Consider the following 16,708-nt stretch of genomic DNA (forward strand, 5'->3'; position numbering starts at 1 on the left):
TGTTGTTTGTTATTTGTTGTTTGTTATTCGTTGTTTGTTATTCAGATTCTACGGATAAGACGGTTTGGTTCGTTCGATAAAAGCAACGTAGACAGGGTTGATGAGTATCAAATGGCAGAGGCTATTTGGCGGGTGACGAGCGACCTTACCTTTTGCCACGGGCTGCTGACCCTTTGCCGCTTGACACGAGCTTGCCGCGCATCGACTGGCGACTGGCCTACGACACACATTGGTCGGCCTCTACTGGTTGGCCTTCACCACACATTGGTCGGCCTCTACTGGTTGGCCTTCATTACAGACTGGAGAATATTATGACACCGATTAACGCATTGCACCGCCGCCACTTGATAGCTGACCCGACAGCGACTGGCCGAGAGCTTGAGCATAGGTTGGCTGCTCTTGGCCGAGGACTGCACCACCTGAACCAGTATCAGCATTGGCTACTGCTGGGCGAGCGACGACTGGCGGCCACGCATTATCAGGCGGCTTTCAACATTATGGTGCAACAGCGGGCGATAGACAGTTACTTATCGCTGGGCGAGCAACCTTCATTACCGTTAGCGGCTTAGGGGATATAACGATGGGCATGAGCCAGATGGATATGATTGGGCGAGCACGTAGCGCCAAGACAGCGGCCTACCAGCAGGAGCAGGCGGCGAAGGATGCGATGACACGCGGCTTGCCAGCGCGGGCTAAACATCACGCGGAGCAGGCTAGGCAATTAGCGAACGAGGCTAAGCGTCTGCTCTCCCGCAGCAACGCCCTTTATTGGTAGTTGGGTGCTGAATAATAGATAATTGCAAAACAGCCAGCGGATAACCTTTGGCATTCAACGGGTTACGATGGCTGAGTTGTACTTATGGGCATTTGGCGCGGATTGGGGCGGAAAGATATTAGTTGACAAGTGGCGGAGGCTATGGGTCGGAATGCTGGAGGGCAAATGCTGGGGAGTGTCCACCTTTTGACAGGGGGTGTCCACCTTTATGTGCCATTTGTCCACCTTTACAAATCCTTCGAAATCCAGCCCTGACAGGGGCTGTGGGCTTGTCTGTCCACCTTGTCCAACTTGTCCATGTTTTTTCCAGCTTCAATTTACATATTAATTATTATATTACACCTTAACACCTCTCTGACAGAAAACTATTCCCCAATCCTAGGTATAAAAAAGGTGGACAAGGTGGACAAGGTGGACAGCGTTCAACAAACGTACAGGGATAATCCTTTCGCAACTGTCATATGGGGGTGCGGGGGGTTAGTAAGCACTAACAAACTTGACGCAAAAAGTGTCCTCTAACATTCGTGCAACATGGACACCCAAAACCCGAAAGGTGGACACTATGTTCATTAAATAGACGATTTGCGATATTCGTTTACTTAATGAGCACCGAGCTGCTTTATCACCGCTTTCACCGCCCAGCAGAGGGCAACCACCACAAAACAGGAGTTTACCAATGAAAGAACAAGCGACCCCAATCATGAAACGTGTCGAGCACGGCACAGACTTTACGACCTTAACATCGGCCAGCAGCCAGACGGGCAACTTCGCGGATGCAGTATTCATCGACTGTCACTTCGCCAGCATGAACCTTATGTTCGCTGACCTCTCGCTGTCAACCTTCATCAACTGTAACTTTGCCGAGGCTGACTTATCCTTTGTCAACGCCCACAAAGCGAAGTTCACAGGCTGTGCATTGGATGGCGTCAATCTGTCCCACACGAACCTGTCGCAATCTGACCTGTCGGCATCACCGTTCAGCCCCACAGATATTGGGCTTGTCGACCTACGTTCGGCACTACTGCCCGCTGGCTGGTACGCACTCGACCGCCGACTACCCGATGGCACGGTGTTATCTGCCCTATTAACGCCGACTACGCTGCAAGTTAACAGTCAAAGCGCACCAGTCCACGTATGGGAATCGACAATTCACGAGCACACGGACACCGCCTACCAGAGTGAGGTTACGAGTATGCTTGCCCTGTGTCATACATTAGGCCGCCTTACCGCACCTGTCCCATCAGTTGAGTTGGAGATAGCAGCATGAGTACCGCATTTACGAGAACCCGTGGCTACCAACAGCCCTACTTTGACGTCGGCCACTACGCGTTTCACATTGAAGGCGCATCAATAAACGGCGCAGGCGACCCAGCAATTAACATGCAGTGCATAGCCTCTTTTGATGGCCGCAGAGTGGGGGTTTACTACTTCCGCAACTTCCACCTGTTAGCCGCCACAACGCCCAAATCACGCGCCTTGTGGGAACGAAAGCTTGATATGTTACTGGACGCATTGGGTATCAAGAACCTGACCGACCTTGGCGAGTTAGTAGGGCGCACTGTCACTGTTGAGTTCACCAAAGCAGGACTAGAGCCGCTACCAAACTTCCTGAAACCACAGGCCGAGCACCCTACGCTGTTTACCCGTCCACTGGACGCTACCCAGCAAATCGCTGCTTAATCTTTTTAGTAGTAACACTGTTGACATGCGTTAGCAGTGCTTATACTATGCTGCAACTTTTTAGAGTGCCACCATCGGAGAGCACAAGATGCCCGCACCCAGAATCACTAACCTGTCACAGTTCAAGCGAGCACTTAGCCTTGGCTCAAGATGGGAAACCACTTTCGCACGACCTATGCCCGATGGCCGCAGAACTGTAACCCGCACTGTCATTCGTGTGCAGACCAACAGCGTTAAGCTAGAGAGTTCAGCAGTGGACAGCTCAAGCCACACAAGCAGCTCAAGCCATTCATTCGGCAAAGTGTCGGATTACCTGTTCAATGGCGACCATGTTGTTGCATATGATGGGAATGGCAACGAATACGCCACGTATCGACCTCTGAGGGACTTATGACACCTAGCGCAACCAGATACATGAAACGACGCCGTAAGGCCGAGGGACGCATAGTACGAACTATTTTACTGTGCGTATCGTTAGTAGTAACGCTGTTATTACTAGCAGTAGCATTTGCTACAAAATACTAATCTATCACCCACTAATTAACTATCCACTACAGAAGAGAGCATGCAATGAAAACAGTTCTAGAAAACGCTATTATGGCAGAAAAACTTAGCGCCACTATCCGCAAACACATGACAGATGGCGATCGCATAGCATCATTACCACTGTACGTTCCTATCTCGACCATGATGATGGACACGGTTACAGACCACAGTTCACGCGTTAAGATTTTAACAGCAACACTAATATCATTCGTTGTCGAATCAGCCCCTGCCCTTAAAGACTTTGACCTTGGCGACATTGGCGGAGCTATTGAGGAAGTGTTTGACGACCTAGAGTACCAAGTGTCGCAGTTACGAGCGAACCTAGCCACTGATAAGGCTTTCCACAAGTCTATTGTCAACAACTATGAAGTAGAGTACGCAGGCCGCAAGCCGAGCGAAGGGCAAAGCGAAGAAGACGTAGAAGTGGATGATTGCGAGTGTAGACGCTGCACTGCCCGCCGTGCGGCACAAACAGGGGCTGCATAATGCCATACAGTGACCCGAACCAAGAATTAGCAACGCTTATGCTCGACCTTGTTGCGACGACACCGCCGACTGAAAAGCTGTCTGACTCGATTGTTCCGATGCTTATGAGTTCAGCCAATACCGCAGACGACATAATAAATGCCTTTGCGACACATTACCTTATGGCCTTGACGCATCTAGCAGCGGCACACAACGAGTTTGGTGAGTCTCCTTTGATCCAAGTACTCGCCTCTACTGATGCTGTGTTATCGAGCGCACTGTCAGATGCCAGAGAGCATGCAATGAATAACCCTGACTACTATGACCTAGTGCGTAGCCAAGCACAAACCGCAGCACAAGACAGCGTTGCGTAACCTTTTTATGCGGGTCCTCCAAGTGGGGCGACCCGCCACCAAACGGATAACGGAGTACCCACCTATGTTTGCCAACAGAGAGCAACAGAAAAGAATTGACCATTTGAGTAACGAAGTCATCAAGCTTCAATCACAAGTACGTGCCATGTCACGCGACAACGCCAAAGCACATGATCGCATAGACCAGGTTAACCTTCGCACGGCCAACATCGAGCACTACACCGGTATGCGCTCGCACAGCTTTGAGAACGGTGGCCGCATGTGGAATTACATGCAAATCCATAAAGATATTAACGCGCGCCAACGCCCACAGTCACTGTTTGTGAGCAAGAGCCGCGTAGCACAGACAGCATAACCATGACCACACCACTAAGTACGTATCAAGAGGTTGCCCAGCGCATCATAGACCTTGAGCCATTCGCCATAGATATGATGTCATTCAGCAGTGTCAGTGTACACCGCGACCCTGAGTACATGACACGGGAGGCGCATGAGTGTGGCACTACGTTCTGCCTCGCAGGACGACTAGCCATGCTTGATGGTTTCCCCGATAAGTTTTGGTCAGAAGACACTTTCAACTTCACACAGTATTCGACCGAAATATCAGGACGCAGCTTTTTCAGCGCAGAATGGGACTTCCTATTCGCCGCATGGTGGCCTGACGACTTAGGTGCAGCTAAAGAGCGCGCAGCCTATGTCATAAAGCATGGGGCAGCCCCGCCTAAAGAGGATTGGGAAAAGCATTGGGGGTACAGATAACCATGACCACACACCCTTTTGTCGTAAGCATCCAAGTTCATACCGGAGGCTACGAAAAGCAAATTGAACTAGTAGGTGAGGCTTATAACGGGGCGGAGGCCATAACCAGCGCCCTTGCTGCCGAGTCACACAACGAGCTGGAAGAGCACCCGCACCGAGCAGACACCTACATTGACGACGTGTTCATCTACGTCATTAATGGCGCACAGCAGGTGTCATATGACGAGTACCTTATATTAAAGCAGCATTTAGGAGCATTTTAATGGCTAATTTTAGCAGGTTTACCCTTGAAGACTCACACATAGAGTCACGCGACGTAACAGTCGACCTACAAGAAGTGATGAGCGACGCGATTGAAGATGGCAACGACATTGAAACCGTATTAGGTGACGTTGACGAAGATTACGTAATGGAGTTCGTTGTTGACTTTGTTGAGTCACACCGCCACGGCCAAGCAATATACGACATGTTTTCTAAGCGTGTTGACGAACATATCATTGCTGACATTGCCAAGCAGCTGCTAACCACCGCAGGCCAGAGCAGCGCCAACGCTACATCGACCGACAGTATCAACGCCGCTGCCCTGTGTCTCGAAGAGCTGACCGAAGGCTTATCAAAGTTACGCAACTCGCAGGATGCCTCACATGCTGAGCGCCTTGTAGCACACGACCAAATCAAAGCACTTCAAGCCGCAGCACGTGTGCTTGAGACATTTACCCAAGCTCTATAGGAGAACACCATGTCACCATTTCAAAGCCAGTTAACAAACGCCAAGCAAGCACAAGCGCCTAAGATACCAGCACCGCACAGTTTCTTTGGGGAAGAGCCTGTGAAGTGTGTAACGTATGTTTATGGCAAAGACGTTCAGGCCATGAGCCAGCAAGAGGCAATCCAAGCTATCCGCCACCTTGAGCTGTACCGTAAAGAATTAGACGGCATCGAAACCAGTGCCAAAGCCCTTAAGTTCTGTATCGAAGAGTGCGACGCAGCCCTTAAGCAGCTAGCCGAGCACCTCGACGCTTAGCATTAACAGTAACGCTACTTAATTATTGAGTAGCGTTGCCGCAAGTCACTAACACCTACTCCAGTACAGGAATAACCACCATGAAAAAAATCAAATTAGGCTTACGTCTTAATGCTTACAACCGCCGCAAGATTGCACAGGCTGTTGTTAAAGCGCAAATGGGTCAACGCATTGACAACCTTAACCAAGAGCTAGCGACACTTGGCCGTGAAGTTTACGCTGCCCTGTTCGATATGTACGGCATTTGCAACTTATGCGCTGATGGTCAAGACGTATCAACCATCATGGAGGGCACATTGCCCACTGCCCCGCATATTACGGTAACAAGTGCAGACCGCACGTCAATCATGAACCTTGAGTTCGGTGACGTTATGCCTATCCCTTACGCTTACCAGATTGGCAACGTGAACAACACACTGTTCGCTGACCTGCCAATGTTTGAAGAGCGCATAATGGGCTTGTTTCCTAAGAGTGCCCTTGTCCAAAAGCAAGCGGACGAGATTGAGCAGCGCATAACCGCCTACTTAGAAACGCACAAGACATTACGCACAGTGATTGATGAAGCCCCAGACCTTGCGGCCATTATCCCTGACGAATATTGCGAAGAGCAGAAAGAAGGCTTATCGCTAGACAGCATCTTACGTGGCGACGAAGACGACACCGACACGTTCGATGAAGTCGAAGAGCATGACCTAGAAGTTGAAGATGAGGAGGCGCGCTAATGAGCGCCTTTACCCAAGACGACCGCGTGGCACTTGAAGTAATTAAGAAGTCATTTGGCCTCGACATTATCGTCTTCCTTGATTGGGAGACATTCTACAAGTCGCGGGCTAACGAAGGCACTAAGTCGTACAGCCTTAAAACGCTGACCTACCCTGAGTACATTTTAGGTGACAGATTCCATGAGACAGGTTTAGGTGCTGTTATCGACCTAGACGATGAAATCAGTTACGGCCATGGGCAAGACTACTATAAATCACAGATGCAAAAGCTGAAAGACGCCAGAGCTGATGGCCTGCGAGTCGGTCTTGTTGCTCATAATACGGTGTTCGATGGCGCTATTTGTAATTGGATTCATGGTGTTGAGTTCGACTTTTACTTTGACACCATGTTGATGCGTAAGTACCTAGCCGCCCACAAGCCAGCATCACTTAATGCGTGTGCTAAAGACGAGTGGCCTGACGACCCAGCACTGCGAAAAGGCAACGACTTAGCTGACGTTGATGGGATTATGTATGACTACATTACGCCGCGCCAACACGAATCACTCGCCAAGTATTGCAGACAAGACGTTAACTTGTTACGCCGATTGTTCCTTGCCTACATCGCCCGTATTGGTCTTGCAGCGAGCACCGAGATTCGCGCCATGCACATTACGTTACGTGGTGCCATTGAGCCGCAGTTTGACATACGAAACGACTTGCTTGAAGAAGTGATCGTAGATGAAACCCGCAAAGATGGTGAAGCTGTTGTTGCGGCCATTCAGTTTTGTAACGACAACAATATTTTGGGCATTTCACCTAAGACATTCGGTTCTAACCCGCAGTATGAAGCACTGTTACGCGAGTTTGACCTACGTGTGCCTAAGAAAATATCGAAGACTACGGGGCTGTTGTCACCTGCTTTAGGCAAGGGCGACCCTGAGTACATTCGCCTGCAAATAGATAACCCGCAATATGCAGTGCTCTACAAAGCCCGTGAACGTGTGAAGTCTACCATTGCCAAGAGCCGTGCAGAGCGCATGATTAGTGTATCTAACACCTTCCGTGGCCGTGGGTTCAACGACGCATGTATGCCGTTTTTCCTCAACTACTATGGGGCTGGGCAGACAGGCCGCTGGTCAGGTGGTCAACGCCTTAACCAGCAGAACAACACGCGAGGCGGTAAGCACCGCTTGTCAATGCTCGCACCAGAGCACTATCAAATCGGCGTGTGTGACTTATCGAACATCGAGTTACGAGTGAACTTGTGGTTTTGTGGGCAAACAGACCTGTTAGAGAACTTTCGTGACGATCCAAATTATGACCTATACAGCGCAATCGCTACGGACATATTCGGTTATGAAGTGAATAAGAAAACCCACCCCGACGAGCGACAAATGGGTAAGGCTGCGGCACTAGGCCTAGGTTTCTCGATGGGTTGGTTTGGATTCCAGCAGTACCTAGCGAGTGGTCCTATGGGCATGGAACCCATGTTCAAAGACGACAACTTTTGTAAGAACGTAAAGAACACCTACGACCTCAAGCACTACGCAATCAAGGCTATGTGGCACTACTTAGCGAATAACGTGATGCCTGTAATCGTTAACGGTGGCGAGCTGGCCTTTGGTCCTAACAACTCATTCATTGCCCGCAAGGACACGGTTGAGCTGCCATCAGGCCGAGTATTGCAGTACAGCAACGCACGTTACAAAGGTGAAGAAACCCGCAACGGTGTATCAATGAAAGTGGTTTTTGACTCAGACAAGTACGACCGCTGGGGCAATCCACTATTGAAATACCTATGGCACGGCCTGCTTATTGAGAACATCGCTCAAGCAACGGCGCGTGACATTCTAGCCGAGCAGCTTGTATCTGTTGACCGCGACCTTAGCGACACAGGCACAGGTTGGGTAATGGGCAGCGTACACGATGAGATATTGGCTGCATTACGTGAAGGCCGCGAAGATGAAGCGTTTGCCATTATGGAACGCAATATGTCAATTGCACCAGATTGGGCATCCGACCTACCGCTAGCTAACGAAGGTGGCTACGCGAAAGAATACTCCAAGTAACAAATGAGAACCCGAGGGTCAGGGGACTGGACACCCCCTACCCTTTTTTCACCCAACACAGAGAGAAATGAACATGTCAGTACAAAATATTGCAGACAGCGCAACGAGCATTTTAGAACAGATAATCGCCGTAGCTGCGGCACACAACGAAACCGTTGACGAGTTTAACGCGGCCATTGACCGCATCGAAGAGCTTGAGGCTGAGTGCACTATGTTGCGAATCGAGAACCTAACCATCGTGGAACTCAAAGCACAGGTGGCTGACATGCAAGCGGTGATTAATAAGAAAAACGCGACGCTGAACAAACAAAGCGACGTGATTGATAAGGCCATCGAGCACAAAGGTATTGACCGTGCCGAGGTGCAGAAGTTACGTGCTGAGCTTAAGTTGTTACAGCAGCTAGACCCTAAGCGTCTTGAGAAAGTGAACAAGAACCAAAAGGCCAAGATTGCTGAGCTTAAAGCCGACGTTGATGCCGCTCGCAAGCAGAAAGTTGAGGCGATGAAGAACGCCACTGAGCTTGCCCGTAAGATGAAGGCTGAGGGCTACGCGCCATTTTACATTGACCCTGTAACGGGCAACAGCGTTCGTATGATACCGCACATGTTCGTGAACAAAGACAACGCGTATGGCGGCATAGCCCACACGCCAGTTATTGAGTTTCACCACCGCGACCGTGGGATTACCCGCCAAGGTGTGTTGACGACTACGGGCGATATTAACTGGGCAATGGCGACTAACTCATCACCTAGCGAGCTAGATACGCAGATAGCCAAAGACCATATTATCGAGTATTGCCGCATGCACAAAGTGGCGACCAAATTCATCAAAGAAATAAAGAAGGCGGCATAACATGTCAAAACCAAACAATTTCGCAACGACAAAGCCAACTGTCGTACTCCTAGTAATGCCTGACGCTGAGCCTAAGGTGCTTAAAGACAGTGACGATAGCATTATGGTGTTCGCTAACTTAAAGAAGGCACAGAAACACGTAGCGAACCGAATTGAGGGCGAGTTTCACCCTTTAATCGAGTACGCAAACCACGAGCCGGTGCATGGCGCTGGCGACCGCGAAGAAACGCACAACCGCCGCTGCTTGAAGTGCAATGAGTTCTTACGCCCAAGCTACCGACAAACCAAATCAGTTATGCCCGATGGCTCAGAAATGGCCGTTGTTGAGCTTGACTGCCCACGGTGTGACCTAAATGAATAAGCTTAAAATGTACGTTAGCGCCCTTTCTGAGTGGCTTTTCGACCCTTTGTTCATGTGCATTGCGTTCCTAGCCATTAGCGTACTTGGTGACTTCTTTGGCCGTGACCCAGCAGCCGTAACAGCGGGTGACATTTACCTAGCAGCCGCCCTTGTAATACTTGCAGTAAGAGAGAAACGAAATGAAGAATAACCAAATAGGTGCAGTCCACGTTGGGGAAAAGATTTACGTAATCGAGACTAACCCAGCAAAGTCTACGGTGTTTAATACCGAGATGTCACCACAGGACATGATTGAATACTGCGGCCTCGTACCGAAGTTCGCCACCGAGGGAGGCAAGACCTTCCGCGAGAACTTAGACGACAACTACGTCTATGGCACCAATTGGAGCAGCGAGGCAACCGTGGACGAGAACTACGTGTACCACTACCCGCAAGATGAGCCGCTTGTCCCAATCATTACGATCCGAGACCTAGACAGCGACGACCAAGTAATCATGTACCCATATGGCATAACCGCAGTACGCGACAATGGCAAATGGGTCACATCACGGCTCGACTAACCCCGGGCATTAACAATAAGACCAGGGCACATTTTAGTGCCCTTTTTTAGCATAAAAGACCACACCACAAGGATTTTACATGAGCGCAGTATTGAAGTTCCCTACCCAACCAGCAGTTTTGAACCTAGTTCGTGCCAAAGAATCAGCAGCGCAAATACACGCGTCGGCTGGGCTGTTCTTCCCTGTTGAATGCCGACCACTAACCGAGTTAACAGGCTTACCAGACCGTGACTTGCAGGCTATTGTACGCAAAGACACTAACACAGTGCTGGCAGTACACGGCCAACGCTACACACTGATTAAGAATGCCGATGTGTACGACCGCGTTGACTCAGCTATCCGTGGCTCTGAGGCATTGGACACTAGCGGCATGCACATTGTCGACTCTGTTGCCTATGAAGGTGGCCGCTCGATACGTTCGTACATTTTCCCTGAGCACAAAATCAGCATAGGCCGTGGGCGACGTGACGTTACCAACCTGCGACTAAATGTAATTAACAGCTACGATGGGTCAACGAACCTGCGTATCAACATGGGTGGTTATCGCCTTGTGTGTGCTAACGGTATGGTCGTTGGTGATGATGTATCAAACTATGTTGCTCGCCACACCTCAGGATTCCAAGTGGACGAAGTAAAAACGCGTGTAGCGGCCTCTGTCGATAACTTCATGCGAATGGGCGAGCAATGGCGAAGATGGTCTAAAGAGCTTTGTACAGACGATAAGGCCATAGCGTTAATTAAGGCTTTTTCTCGTGGTTCTGCGGCCATGAACACCCGCCTGTTCGACATATGGTTAGCAGAGAGTGGCACACTTGGCAAAACGATGTGGGCGTTCTTCAACACGCTGACATACTGGTCAACACACGCTGCGATTAAATCGGCCAGCCAGCCTAATGCGCCTGCAATTGTACTAGAGCGTGAAGCCCGCGTTTCCCGTTTCTTAGGACACCCACTATTCAAAGCGGCGGCTTAAAACTAGTGAATGTTATTAGTAACACTGCTAAACTACTTAACAGCCTACTAATAAACACAAAAATAATATGCCCGATTTCATAGACAGATCTGTTGAGCAGCAAGAGTTTATGCTTGCCGCTCAGCTCAAGAACGCACGGATAGTTACTGTGCGACTAGAACCCAAAGAAGCCTGTTACAACTGCGCTGAGCCATTGGTACATATCCCAAACCAATTGTTCTGTGACGCAGATTGTGCAGACGATTTCGACAAATACCCAAGGGAGGCATAAATACAATGAAACTACACTTTGTTTCCGCGCACAGCAAAATAGGGCCATTGCGCAAGACTATCGGCCTAGCGGACGGCAGTTCTCGCTCATACCCTCTTGCTGCAAAGCTGACGTCGCATGAAGCAGAGTTGAATGTAGAAGAAGAAGGTTTGGAGGGCTATCGCAGCCTAATCCTTGAGAACGCTAAGTACGGGCGAGCACTGTACAAGGGCTTATTCACCCGCCCTTTAGTGTATGAGTCACGCCGTAACATGGTTGATCAAGATGCTCGCACTAGCTTTTTAGTGTTAGATGTTGATGGCCTTAAGCTGAAAGGTGATGTTAAAGAGCGTTACCGTACCGCTGATGTGCGTGATGTGGCCGAGTCGGTAATTGAAATGCTACCGACTTCACTGCATGGCGTTTCGTATATGGCGATGGCCTCTAGCTCGTTTGGCCTGAACCAAGATGAGGTGTCGGTACACATACACTTTTTGTTGAAGAACCCTGTTTCGCACCGTGCGTTAAAGGACTGGTTGACCTCGCTTAACTATTCACAAATGGATATTTACCAGCGTTTAAAGTTAACCAAAACTAAGACACGATTAAAGAGTGTAATTGACCCTTGCCTAGCTGAGCCATCACGACTTATCTATGTTGCCCCGCCAAGTTTTGGACCCAAGCAGCCTAACCCCTTCGCCAATGACGACGAGCGTTTCGTGGTAGTTGACAAGGACGAACTGCTACTTAACTTAGACCCACTACTTGAGAGCATTCATGACCGAATGGATGCGATCAACCAAATACGTGACACCAAGATTAAGGAACTACAGCAAGAGGCGGGCATCACTCGTCACAAGCCGAAGTTCACGCGCATTAACGTAGATGGCAGACCAATGAACGTAATGGCTAACCCGCCACCGGTTCGCATGGAGTTTGCCTACGAAGATTCCGAGTTTGTGCGCTACAACGTTGGTGGTAGCAAGAACAATGCGTATTGGGTAGCTCGCTCAAACCCAGAAGTTGTGCGTTGTTTTGTGCCTGACGAACCTGCGTTCATGTTCAAGTCGGCTGACCCTGAGGCATACGCTAAGCACATTGAGCGTTATGGTGAAGCTTACGAGGAAGTACGCGATGAAGAAGGCGTTTACCGCAAGGTGCAACGCTCTATGTTCATCGACCAAACATCTGACTCATATATCACGATGGAGTACGACCGCGAGAACGACGAGATTGTTGAGCTTAACGAGCGACGCAACTCACAGGTAGCCGAAGAGTGGTTAAAGCACTACGGCCAGCTAGTACCCGACCCTGTACCTGCGATGCACATAACACTTGATCCAAATCGTGAAGAAACCAAATTCTCAGTTGGGGATAAGGACTACATCAACCGCTTCAAGCCTTCGATATACATGCGCGACAAAACTGAGCACCCATATAAAGAAACATTAACGTATGGCAATGCTTGGATGCTGCACTACGACTGCCCTGTTATATCAGAGATTATTCTGAACATGTTGGGCGACGATATGGACTGTTTCGAGCACTTTATTAACTGGCTCGCGTACATCATGCAGAAACGTGATAAGACGCAGACAGCATGGCTCGTTCACGGGACAGAGGGCACAGGTAAAGGCTTGTTATTCAAAGCTGTTTTACGCCCACTTATCGGCCAGCAATATGTAGCGCAGAACACGTTACAAGGTATTGCGGACGACCAGTTCAACGGCTGGATGGAAGATTTAATGCTACTCATGGTCGATGAGTTCAACATGCGCGGGGCGGCCAGCTTAACCAAAGCAGCGTCACTACTGAAAACGCGTATCACTGAGCCAACCATGATGTTACGTAAGATGCAGCAACAGCAGCGCGAGGTTACACAGCGACTGAACTTCATCTTTGCAACGAATGACCTTGATGCCATGCCTGTGTCGGATAAACGACGCTACAACATTGCACCAAGACAGCAGCGCGACCTTGAAACACGCTTAGGCTACATAAAAGCGCACCGAGAGAACACTGATACCTTGATTAAAGGTGAGCTGGCGGCATTTGCCACCTACCTGCGTTCGTTTCGCATCGACATGAACCAAGCAAGCTCTATCCTGATGAACCAAGCTCGAATCGACACACAAAAAGCAGGCATGAGCGCAACCGATAGCTTTTTCTCTGCATTACGTGATGGCGACTTTGGCGTATTCATAGGCATTTTAGATAAGTCAGCCGCGAACCTTGAACCCAAAGAGTTTGCCCAGCTAACACGCGTTAAGACGTTCTTAACCGCGAACCTAGAGCATGTGAATACAGGCAAACCTTGTTACATATTGCCCGAAGACCTACGGATGCTCTACAGCTACCTAGCGGGTAAAGAAATATCAGATAACGCGCTATCCCGCATGTTATCAACCCATGACGTTGAAAAGAAACGCAAGTCTCATCCTGTCGGGGCGCATAAGGCATTACCTTCTCGCCCTCGCTGTGTTGAAGTTGTGTGGGCATACAGCGACTTGGACATTTTAGAAGAAATTAGAGAGGCCAACGGTGCTTTACCAAAGAACGTGGCATCTATCAACGCAAATCAAAGAACAAGCAACGACTTTGACAAGGCAATGGCTGAGGCCAGAGAAATGTTAGAGAAGTCCGCTGAACCCGCAATATACTCGAACGAGGGAATTAACCTATGACCAACCCAATTCTTTACACGTCAAAAACATGTAAGTTCTGTGACGATGTTATCACCTACGCGACATTCACCAATACAACTTTAACCGAAGTAGACATTGCTGACTCGAACCCGCATGGCCTGCGCTCAGCACCAGCCATTGCCTACGAAGACAATGTATATATTGGCCTTGATAACTGTGCAGCATTCCTGCGCCGCCACGCTAAGGAGCAGCGCCAATGAACTTTGCTGAAAAGCTAAAGGCTAAGGCGCTTGAAACAGGCCAAAAGTCGATTGAGAAAGAAGTTGTAGTCGTCGACAAAGCAGCAAATAAAGAGGGTCTAGCAGCAATGCTAGGCGCTCGTGCCAAAGCAACAAATCAAAAGTCTGTGGTTACGCAGGCTCCAACGACCAATATTAAAAAAGCAGGCGACCTAAATGCTCTATCGAATGCACTTAAACAAGCAAAAGAAACGCGCGAAGAAGTCCGAGGCGCAATGGTTATCGACTTCCCTACTGCCGCAGTCCGAGCATGGTCATTCTCAACGCTCAAGAAGTTTGAAAACTGTCAGTGGGCAGTAAAACTTGGCAAAGTAGACAAGATTTATGTTGAGTCAGGCGAGGCCGCACAGCGCGGTACAATGATTCACGATGGCTGCGAAGAATGGGTGCGAGGTAATATCGCCGAACTACCAGCAGACCCACGCACTAAGTTTGACCAGTTATCCGACGACTTTACAACACTACGCGAAGAGTTCCGCGCGGGCAAAGTTACAATGGAAGAAAACTGGGGCATCCGCAAAGACTGGTCGCCTTGTGAGTGGGATGATGATGAGCTTTGGGGGCGCGCCAAGCTAGACGCATTTGTGTTAGAGAACGAGCACTCATGCCGCATCATTGACCATAAAACAGGTCGTAAGTTTGGCAACGAAATGAAACACGCTGACCAAGGCTTAAGCTATGCGCTGCATGCTATGTATCGCTACCCTGAGCTAGATATTTTCCGTGTTGAGTTCTGGTACATCGACGAAGGCGTGAAGATGATCCGAACATTCAACCGCCGCCAGCTTGGGATGCTTATCCTACGCATGCACAACCGCGCCAAGAAGTTAACTACAACCAAGGACTTCATCCCTTCTGCCAACGCCCACACATGTAGATTCTGTGAGTACGGCTGCAATAGGAACAAAGAAGGCAAGGCTTACGGTAACGGCGCGTGTGGTTTCGACCACTATAGGGGGCTAGATGTTGCCTAAAAAGCCTAAACCAGTATTTACTCCATTCGGGCATCAAGTATCGTTTGCCCGTTTATGGGGTGAAAACGAGCGGGTGCTAAATTTCGATGGCTGCGGTACAGGTAAAACACTGGCCTGCATTCATGCTGTAAAGACTTACTGGCCTGAGGCGCGTGTACTTGTACTCGCTCCCCTGTCTATCTTGACACCAGCATGGGCTAAAGACCTACGTTTTGGCTGGCCTGAAACCACCTATGCCATTGCCTCAGGGACAGCGGCCAAGAAACGCAAAGCCCTAAAAGGTAACGCACAGTGGGTTATAACTAACCACGACACTGTGAAGATGATCGACAATGAAGAGCTAGCCCAAAACTTTGATGTATTGATTGTCGACGAAGGCGATGCGTTCCGAAACCGTGCGTCTATGCGTTCAAAATCAATCAATCGAATAGCCGGTGACATTGGCAAAATGGCGCTAATGACCGGTACACCTTCGCCAAATACCATACTAGACATATGGCACTTGGCGTTTTTGATTGACCGAGGCGAACGCTTAGGGAAGAACTTCTTTGGTTTCCGCCAACAAGTATGCGACCCGAAACCTGTACTTGGCGCACCCGCTGGGGCGATGAAGTGGGAAGACAAAGAAGGTGCAGCTGACCATGTAACCCTTATGCTTTCTGACATTACTTCACGCGTTGCCCTAAATGACGTGCAGGAGTTGCCAGAAACCATTTACCGCGAGGTATCTGTTGAGCTGCCACCTAAACTGCGCCGCGACTATGAGTTCTTGAAACGCGAGTCGGTACTGGCGCTGGAAAGTGGCGAAATGCTGAATGCCGTTCATGCTGGATCACGTATGCAGAAACTTCTACAGACGTTATCAGGTGGCGTATACAACGAAGATGGCTCAGTAGTTAACGTACACAAAGAGCGTTACGAGTTGGTGCTTGATTTAGTTGAAGAGACTGACCACGCATTAGTGGCCTTCAACTGGACACATCAACGCGATGGCCTTGTAGCAGAGGCCACAAGACGCCGACTAAAATACGCTGTAATTGATGGGAGCACCCCAACACTTGAGCGTAACCGAATCGTTTACCAATTTCAGCAAGGTAACATTCAAGTAATTTTCGCACACCCGCAGTCAGCGGGACACGGATTAACCCTAACGGTCGCAAACCGTGTGATATGGGCCAGTCCAACCTATCGTGCCGACCTGTATGAGCAGTTTAATCACCGCATAATACGAACAGGCCAAGAACGTAAGACCGAGATTATCCACATTGCTGCCGAAGATACCGTAGAGGAAATTGTCTACGCAAAGATGCTCGACAAGCAAATGAATATGATTGACTTACTAAACACTATCGCAGGACTGTCGCAAGCAGCCTAACAAATATCACTAAAGAGAGAAC

21 protein-coding genes are annotated in these 16,708 nt (G+C 49.4%); all 21 read left to right on the forward strand.

Features of this window, described 5'->3' with window-relative positions; all coding sequences use genetic code 11:
- Nucleotides 1-344 precede the first annotated feature (344 nt).
- Nucleotides 345-569 carry a hypothetical protein gene (locus tag H5079_RS04610; RefSeq protein WP_182683549.1) on the forward strand — a complete coding sequence of 75 codons (225 nt, stop codon included), beginning with the start codon at nucleotides 345-347 and terminating at the stop codon, nucleotides 567-569.
- Between the two features lie 882 nt (nucleotides 570-1,451).
- Nucleotides 1,452-2,042 carry a pentapeptide repeat-containing protein gene (locus H5079_RS04615; RefSeq protein WP_182683550.1) on the forward strand — a complete coding sequence of 197 codons (591 nt, stop codon included), beginning with the start codon at nucleotides 1,452-1,454 and terminating at the stop codon, nucleotides 2,040-2,042.
- Complete coding sequence (locus H5079_RS04620) at nucleotides 2,039-2,455, forward strand: hypothetical protein (protein ID WP_182683551.1); 417 nt, start codon at nucleotides 2,039-2,041, stop codon at nucleotides 2,453-2,455. The genes H5079_RS04615 and H5079_RS04620 overlap by 4 nt, the downstream gene beginning before the upstream one ends.
- 570 nt (nucleotides 2,456-3,025) lie before the next feature.
- Entirely contained in the window at nucleotides 3,026-3,487 is a 462-nt protein-coding gene (locus H5079_RS04625) for a hypothetical protein (protein WP_182683552.1), read from the forward strand.
- Nucleotides 3,487-3,840, forward strand: a complete 354-nt coding sequence (locus tag H5079_RS04630) for a hypothetical protein (RefSeq protein WP_182683553.1) — start codon at nucleotides 3,487-3,489, stop codon at nucleotides 3,838-3,840. The genes H5079_RS04625 and H5079_RS04630 overlap by 1 nt, the downstream gene beginning before the upstream one ends.
- A 64-nt stretch (nucleotides 3,841-3,904) precedes the next feature.
- Nucleotides 3,905-4,195, forward strand: coding sequence for a hypothetical protein (locus tag H5079_RS04635; protein ID WP_182683554.1), 291 nt, complete (start codon nucleotides 3,905-3,907; stop codon nucleotides 4,193-4,195).
- A 2-nt stretch (nucleotides 4,196-4,197) separates the two neighbouring features.
- Nucleotides 4,198-4,599 carry a hypothetical protein gene (locus tag H5079_RS04640; RefSeq protein WP_182683555.1) on the forward strand — a complete coding sequence of 134 codons (402 nt, stop codon included), beginning with the start codon at nucleotides 4,198-4,200 and terminating at the stop codon, nucleotides 4,597-4,599.
- A 2-nt stretch (nucleotides 4,600-4,601) separates the two neighbouring features.
- A complete protein-coding gene (locus H5079_RS04645; RefSeq protein ID WP_182683556.1) occupies nucleotides 4,602-4,862 on the forward strand; it encodes a hypothetical protein in 261 nt (86 codons plus the stop codon).
- Complete coding sequence (locus tag H5079_RS04650) at nucleotides 4,862-5,329, forward strand: hypothetical protein (protein ID WP_182683557.1); 468 nt, start codon at nucleotides 4,862-4,864, stop codon at nucleotides 5,327-5,329. The genes H5079_RS04645 and H5079_RS04650 overlap by 1 nt, the downstream gene beginning before the upstream one ends.
- A gap of 9 nt (nucleotides 5,330-5,338) precedes the next feature.
- Complete coding sequence (locus H5079_RS04655; RefSeq protein ID WP_182683558.1) at nucleotides 5,339-5,623, forward strand: hypothetical protein; 285 nt, start codon at nucleotides 5,339-5,341, stop codon at nucleotides 5,621-5,623.
- Nucleotides 5,624-5,703: 80 nt separating this feature from the next.
- Nucleotides 5,704-6,345: a hypothetical protein gene (locus tag H5079_RS04660; protein WP_182683559.1), complete on the forward strand. Its 642-nt coding sequence runs from the start codon at nucleotides 5,704-5,706 to the stop codon at nucleotides 6,343-6,345.
- Nucleotides 6,345-8,396: a DNA polymerase gene (locus tag H5079_RS04665; protein ID WP_182683560.1), complete on the forward strand. Its 2,052-nt coding sequence runs from the start codon at nucleotides 6,345-6,347 to the stop codon at nucleotides 8,394-8,396. Before H5079_RS04660 ends, H5079_RS04665 begins: the two co-directional genes overlap by 1 nt.
- 73 nt (nucleotides 8,397-8,469) lie before the next feature.
- Complete coding sequence (locus H5079_RS04670; protein WP_182683561.1) at nucleotides 8,470-9,249, forward strand: hypothetical protein; 780 nt, start codon at nucleotides 8,470-8,472, stop codon at nucleotides 9,247-9,249.
- Nucleotide 9,250: 1 nt separating this feature from the next.
- On the forward strand, nucleotides 9,251-9,610 hold the full coding sequence (locus H5079_RS04675; RefSeq protein WP_182683562.1) for a hypothetical protein: 360 nt from the start codon (nucleotides 9,251-9,253) through the stop codon (nucleotides 9,608-9,610).
- Nucleotides 9,611-9,662: 52 nt separating this feature from the next.
- Nucleotides 9,663-9,800, forward strand: a complete 138-nt coding sequence (locus H5079_RS04680) for a hypothetical protein (protein WP_182683563.1) — start codon at nucleotides 9,663-9,665, stop codon at nucleotides 9,798-9,800.
- On the forward strand, nucleotides 9,790-10,170 hold the full coding sequence (locus H5079_RS04685; protein ID WP_182683564.1) for a hypothetical protein: 381 nt from the start codon (nucleotides 9,790-9,792) through the stop codon (nucleotides 10,168-10,170). Before H5079_RS04680 ends, H5079_RS04685 begins: the two co-directional genes overlap by 11 nt.
- A 79-nt stretch (nucleotides 10,171-10,249) precedes the next feature.
- Nucleotides 10,250-11,143: a DUF932 domain-containing protein gene (locus H5079_RS04690; protein ID WP_182683565.1), complete on the forward strand. Its 894-nt coding sequence runs from the start codon at nucleotides 10,250-10,252 to the stop codon at nucleotides 11,141-11,143.
- A gap of 276 nt (nucleotides 11,144-11,419) precedes the next feature.
- Complete coding sequence (locus tag H5079_RS04695; protein WP_182683566.1) at nucleotides 11,420-14,077, forward strand: primase-helicase family protein; 2,658 nt, start codon at nucleotides 11,420-11,422, stop codon at nucleotides 14,075-14,077.
- Nucleotides 14,074-14,298 (forward strand): hypothetical protein, encoded by a 225-nt coding sequence (locus tag H5079_RS04700; protein ID WP_182683567.1) that lies wholly within the window; start codon nucleotides 14,074-14,076, stop codon nucleotides 14,296-14,298. Before H5079_RS04695 ends, H5079_RS04700 begins: the two co-directional genes overlap by 4 nt.
- Nucleotides 14,295-15,311 carry a PD-(D/E)XK nuclease family protein gene (locus H5079_RS04705; protein WP_182683568.1) on the forward strand — a complete coding sequence of 339 codons (1,017 nt, stop codon included), beginning with the start codon at nucleotides 14,295-14,297 and terminating at the stop codon, nucleotides 15,309-15,311. The genes H5079_RS04700 and H5079_RS04705 overlap by 4 nt, the downstream gene beginning before the upstream one ends.
- A complete protein-coding gene (locus H5079_RS04710) occupies nucleotides 15,301-16,686 on the forward strand; it encodes a DEAD/DEAH box helicase (RefSeq protein WP_182683569.1) in 1,386 nt (461 codons plus the stop codon). The genes H5079_RS04705 and H5079_RS04710 overlap by 11 nt, the downstream gene beginning before the upstream one ends.
- Nucleotides 16,687-16,708: the final 22 nt, after the last annotated feature.

The sequence above is a fragment of the Pseudoalteromonas sp. SG44-5 genome (assembly GCF_014164175.1).
GTDB lineage: Bacteria > Pseudomonadota > Gammaproteobacteria > Enterobacterales > Alteromonadaceae > Pseudoalteromonas > Pseudoalteromonas nigrifaciens.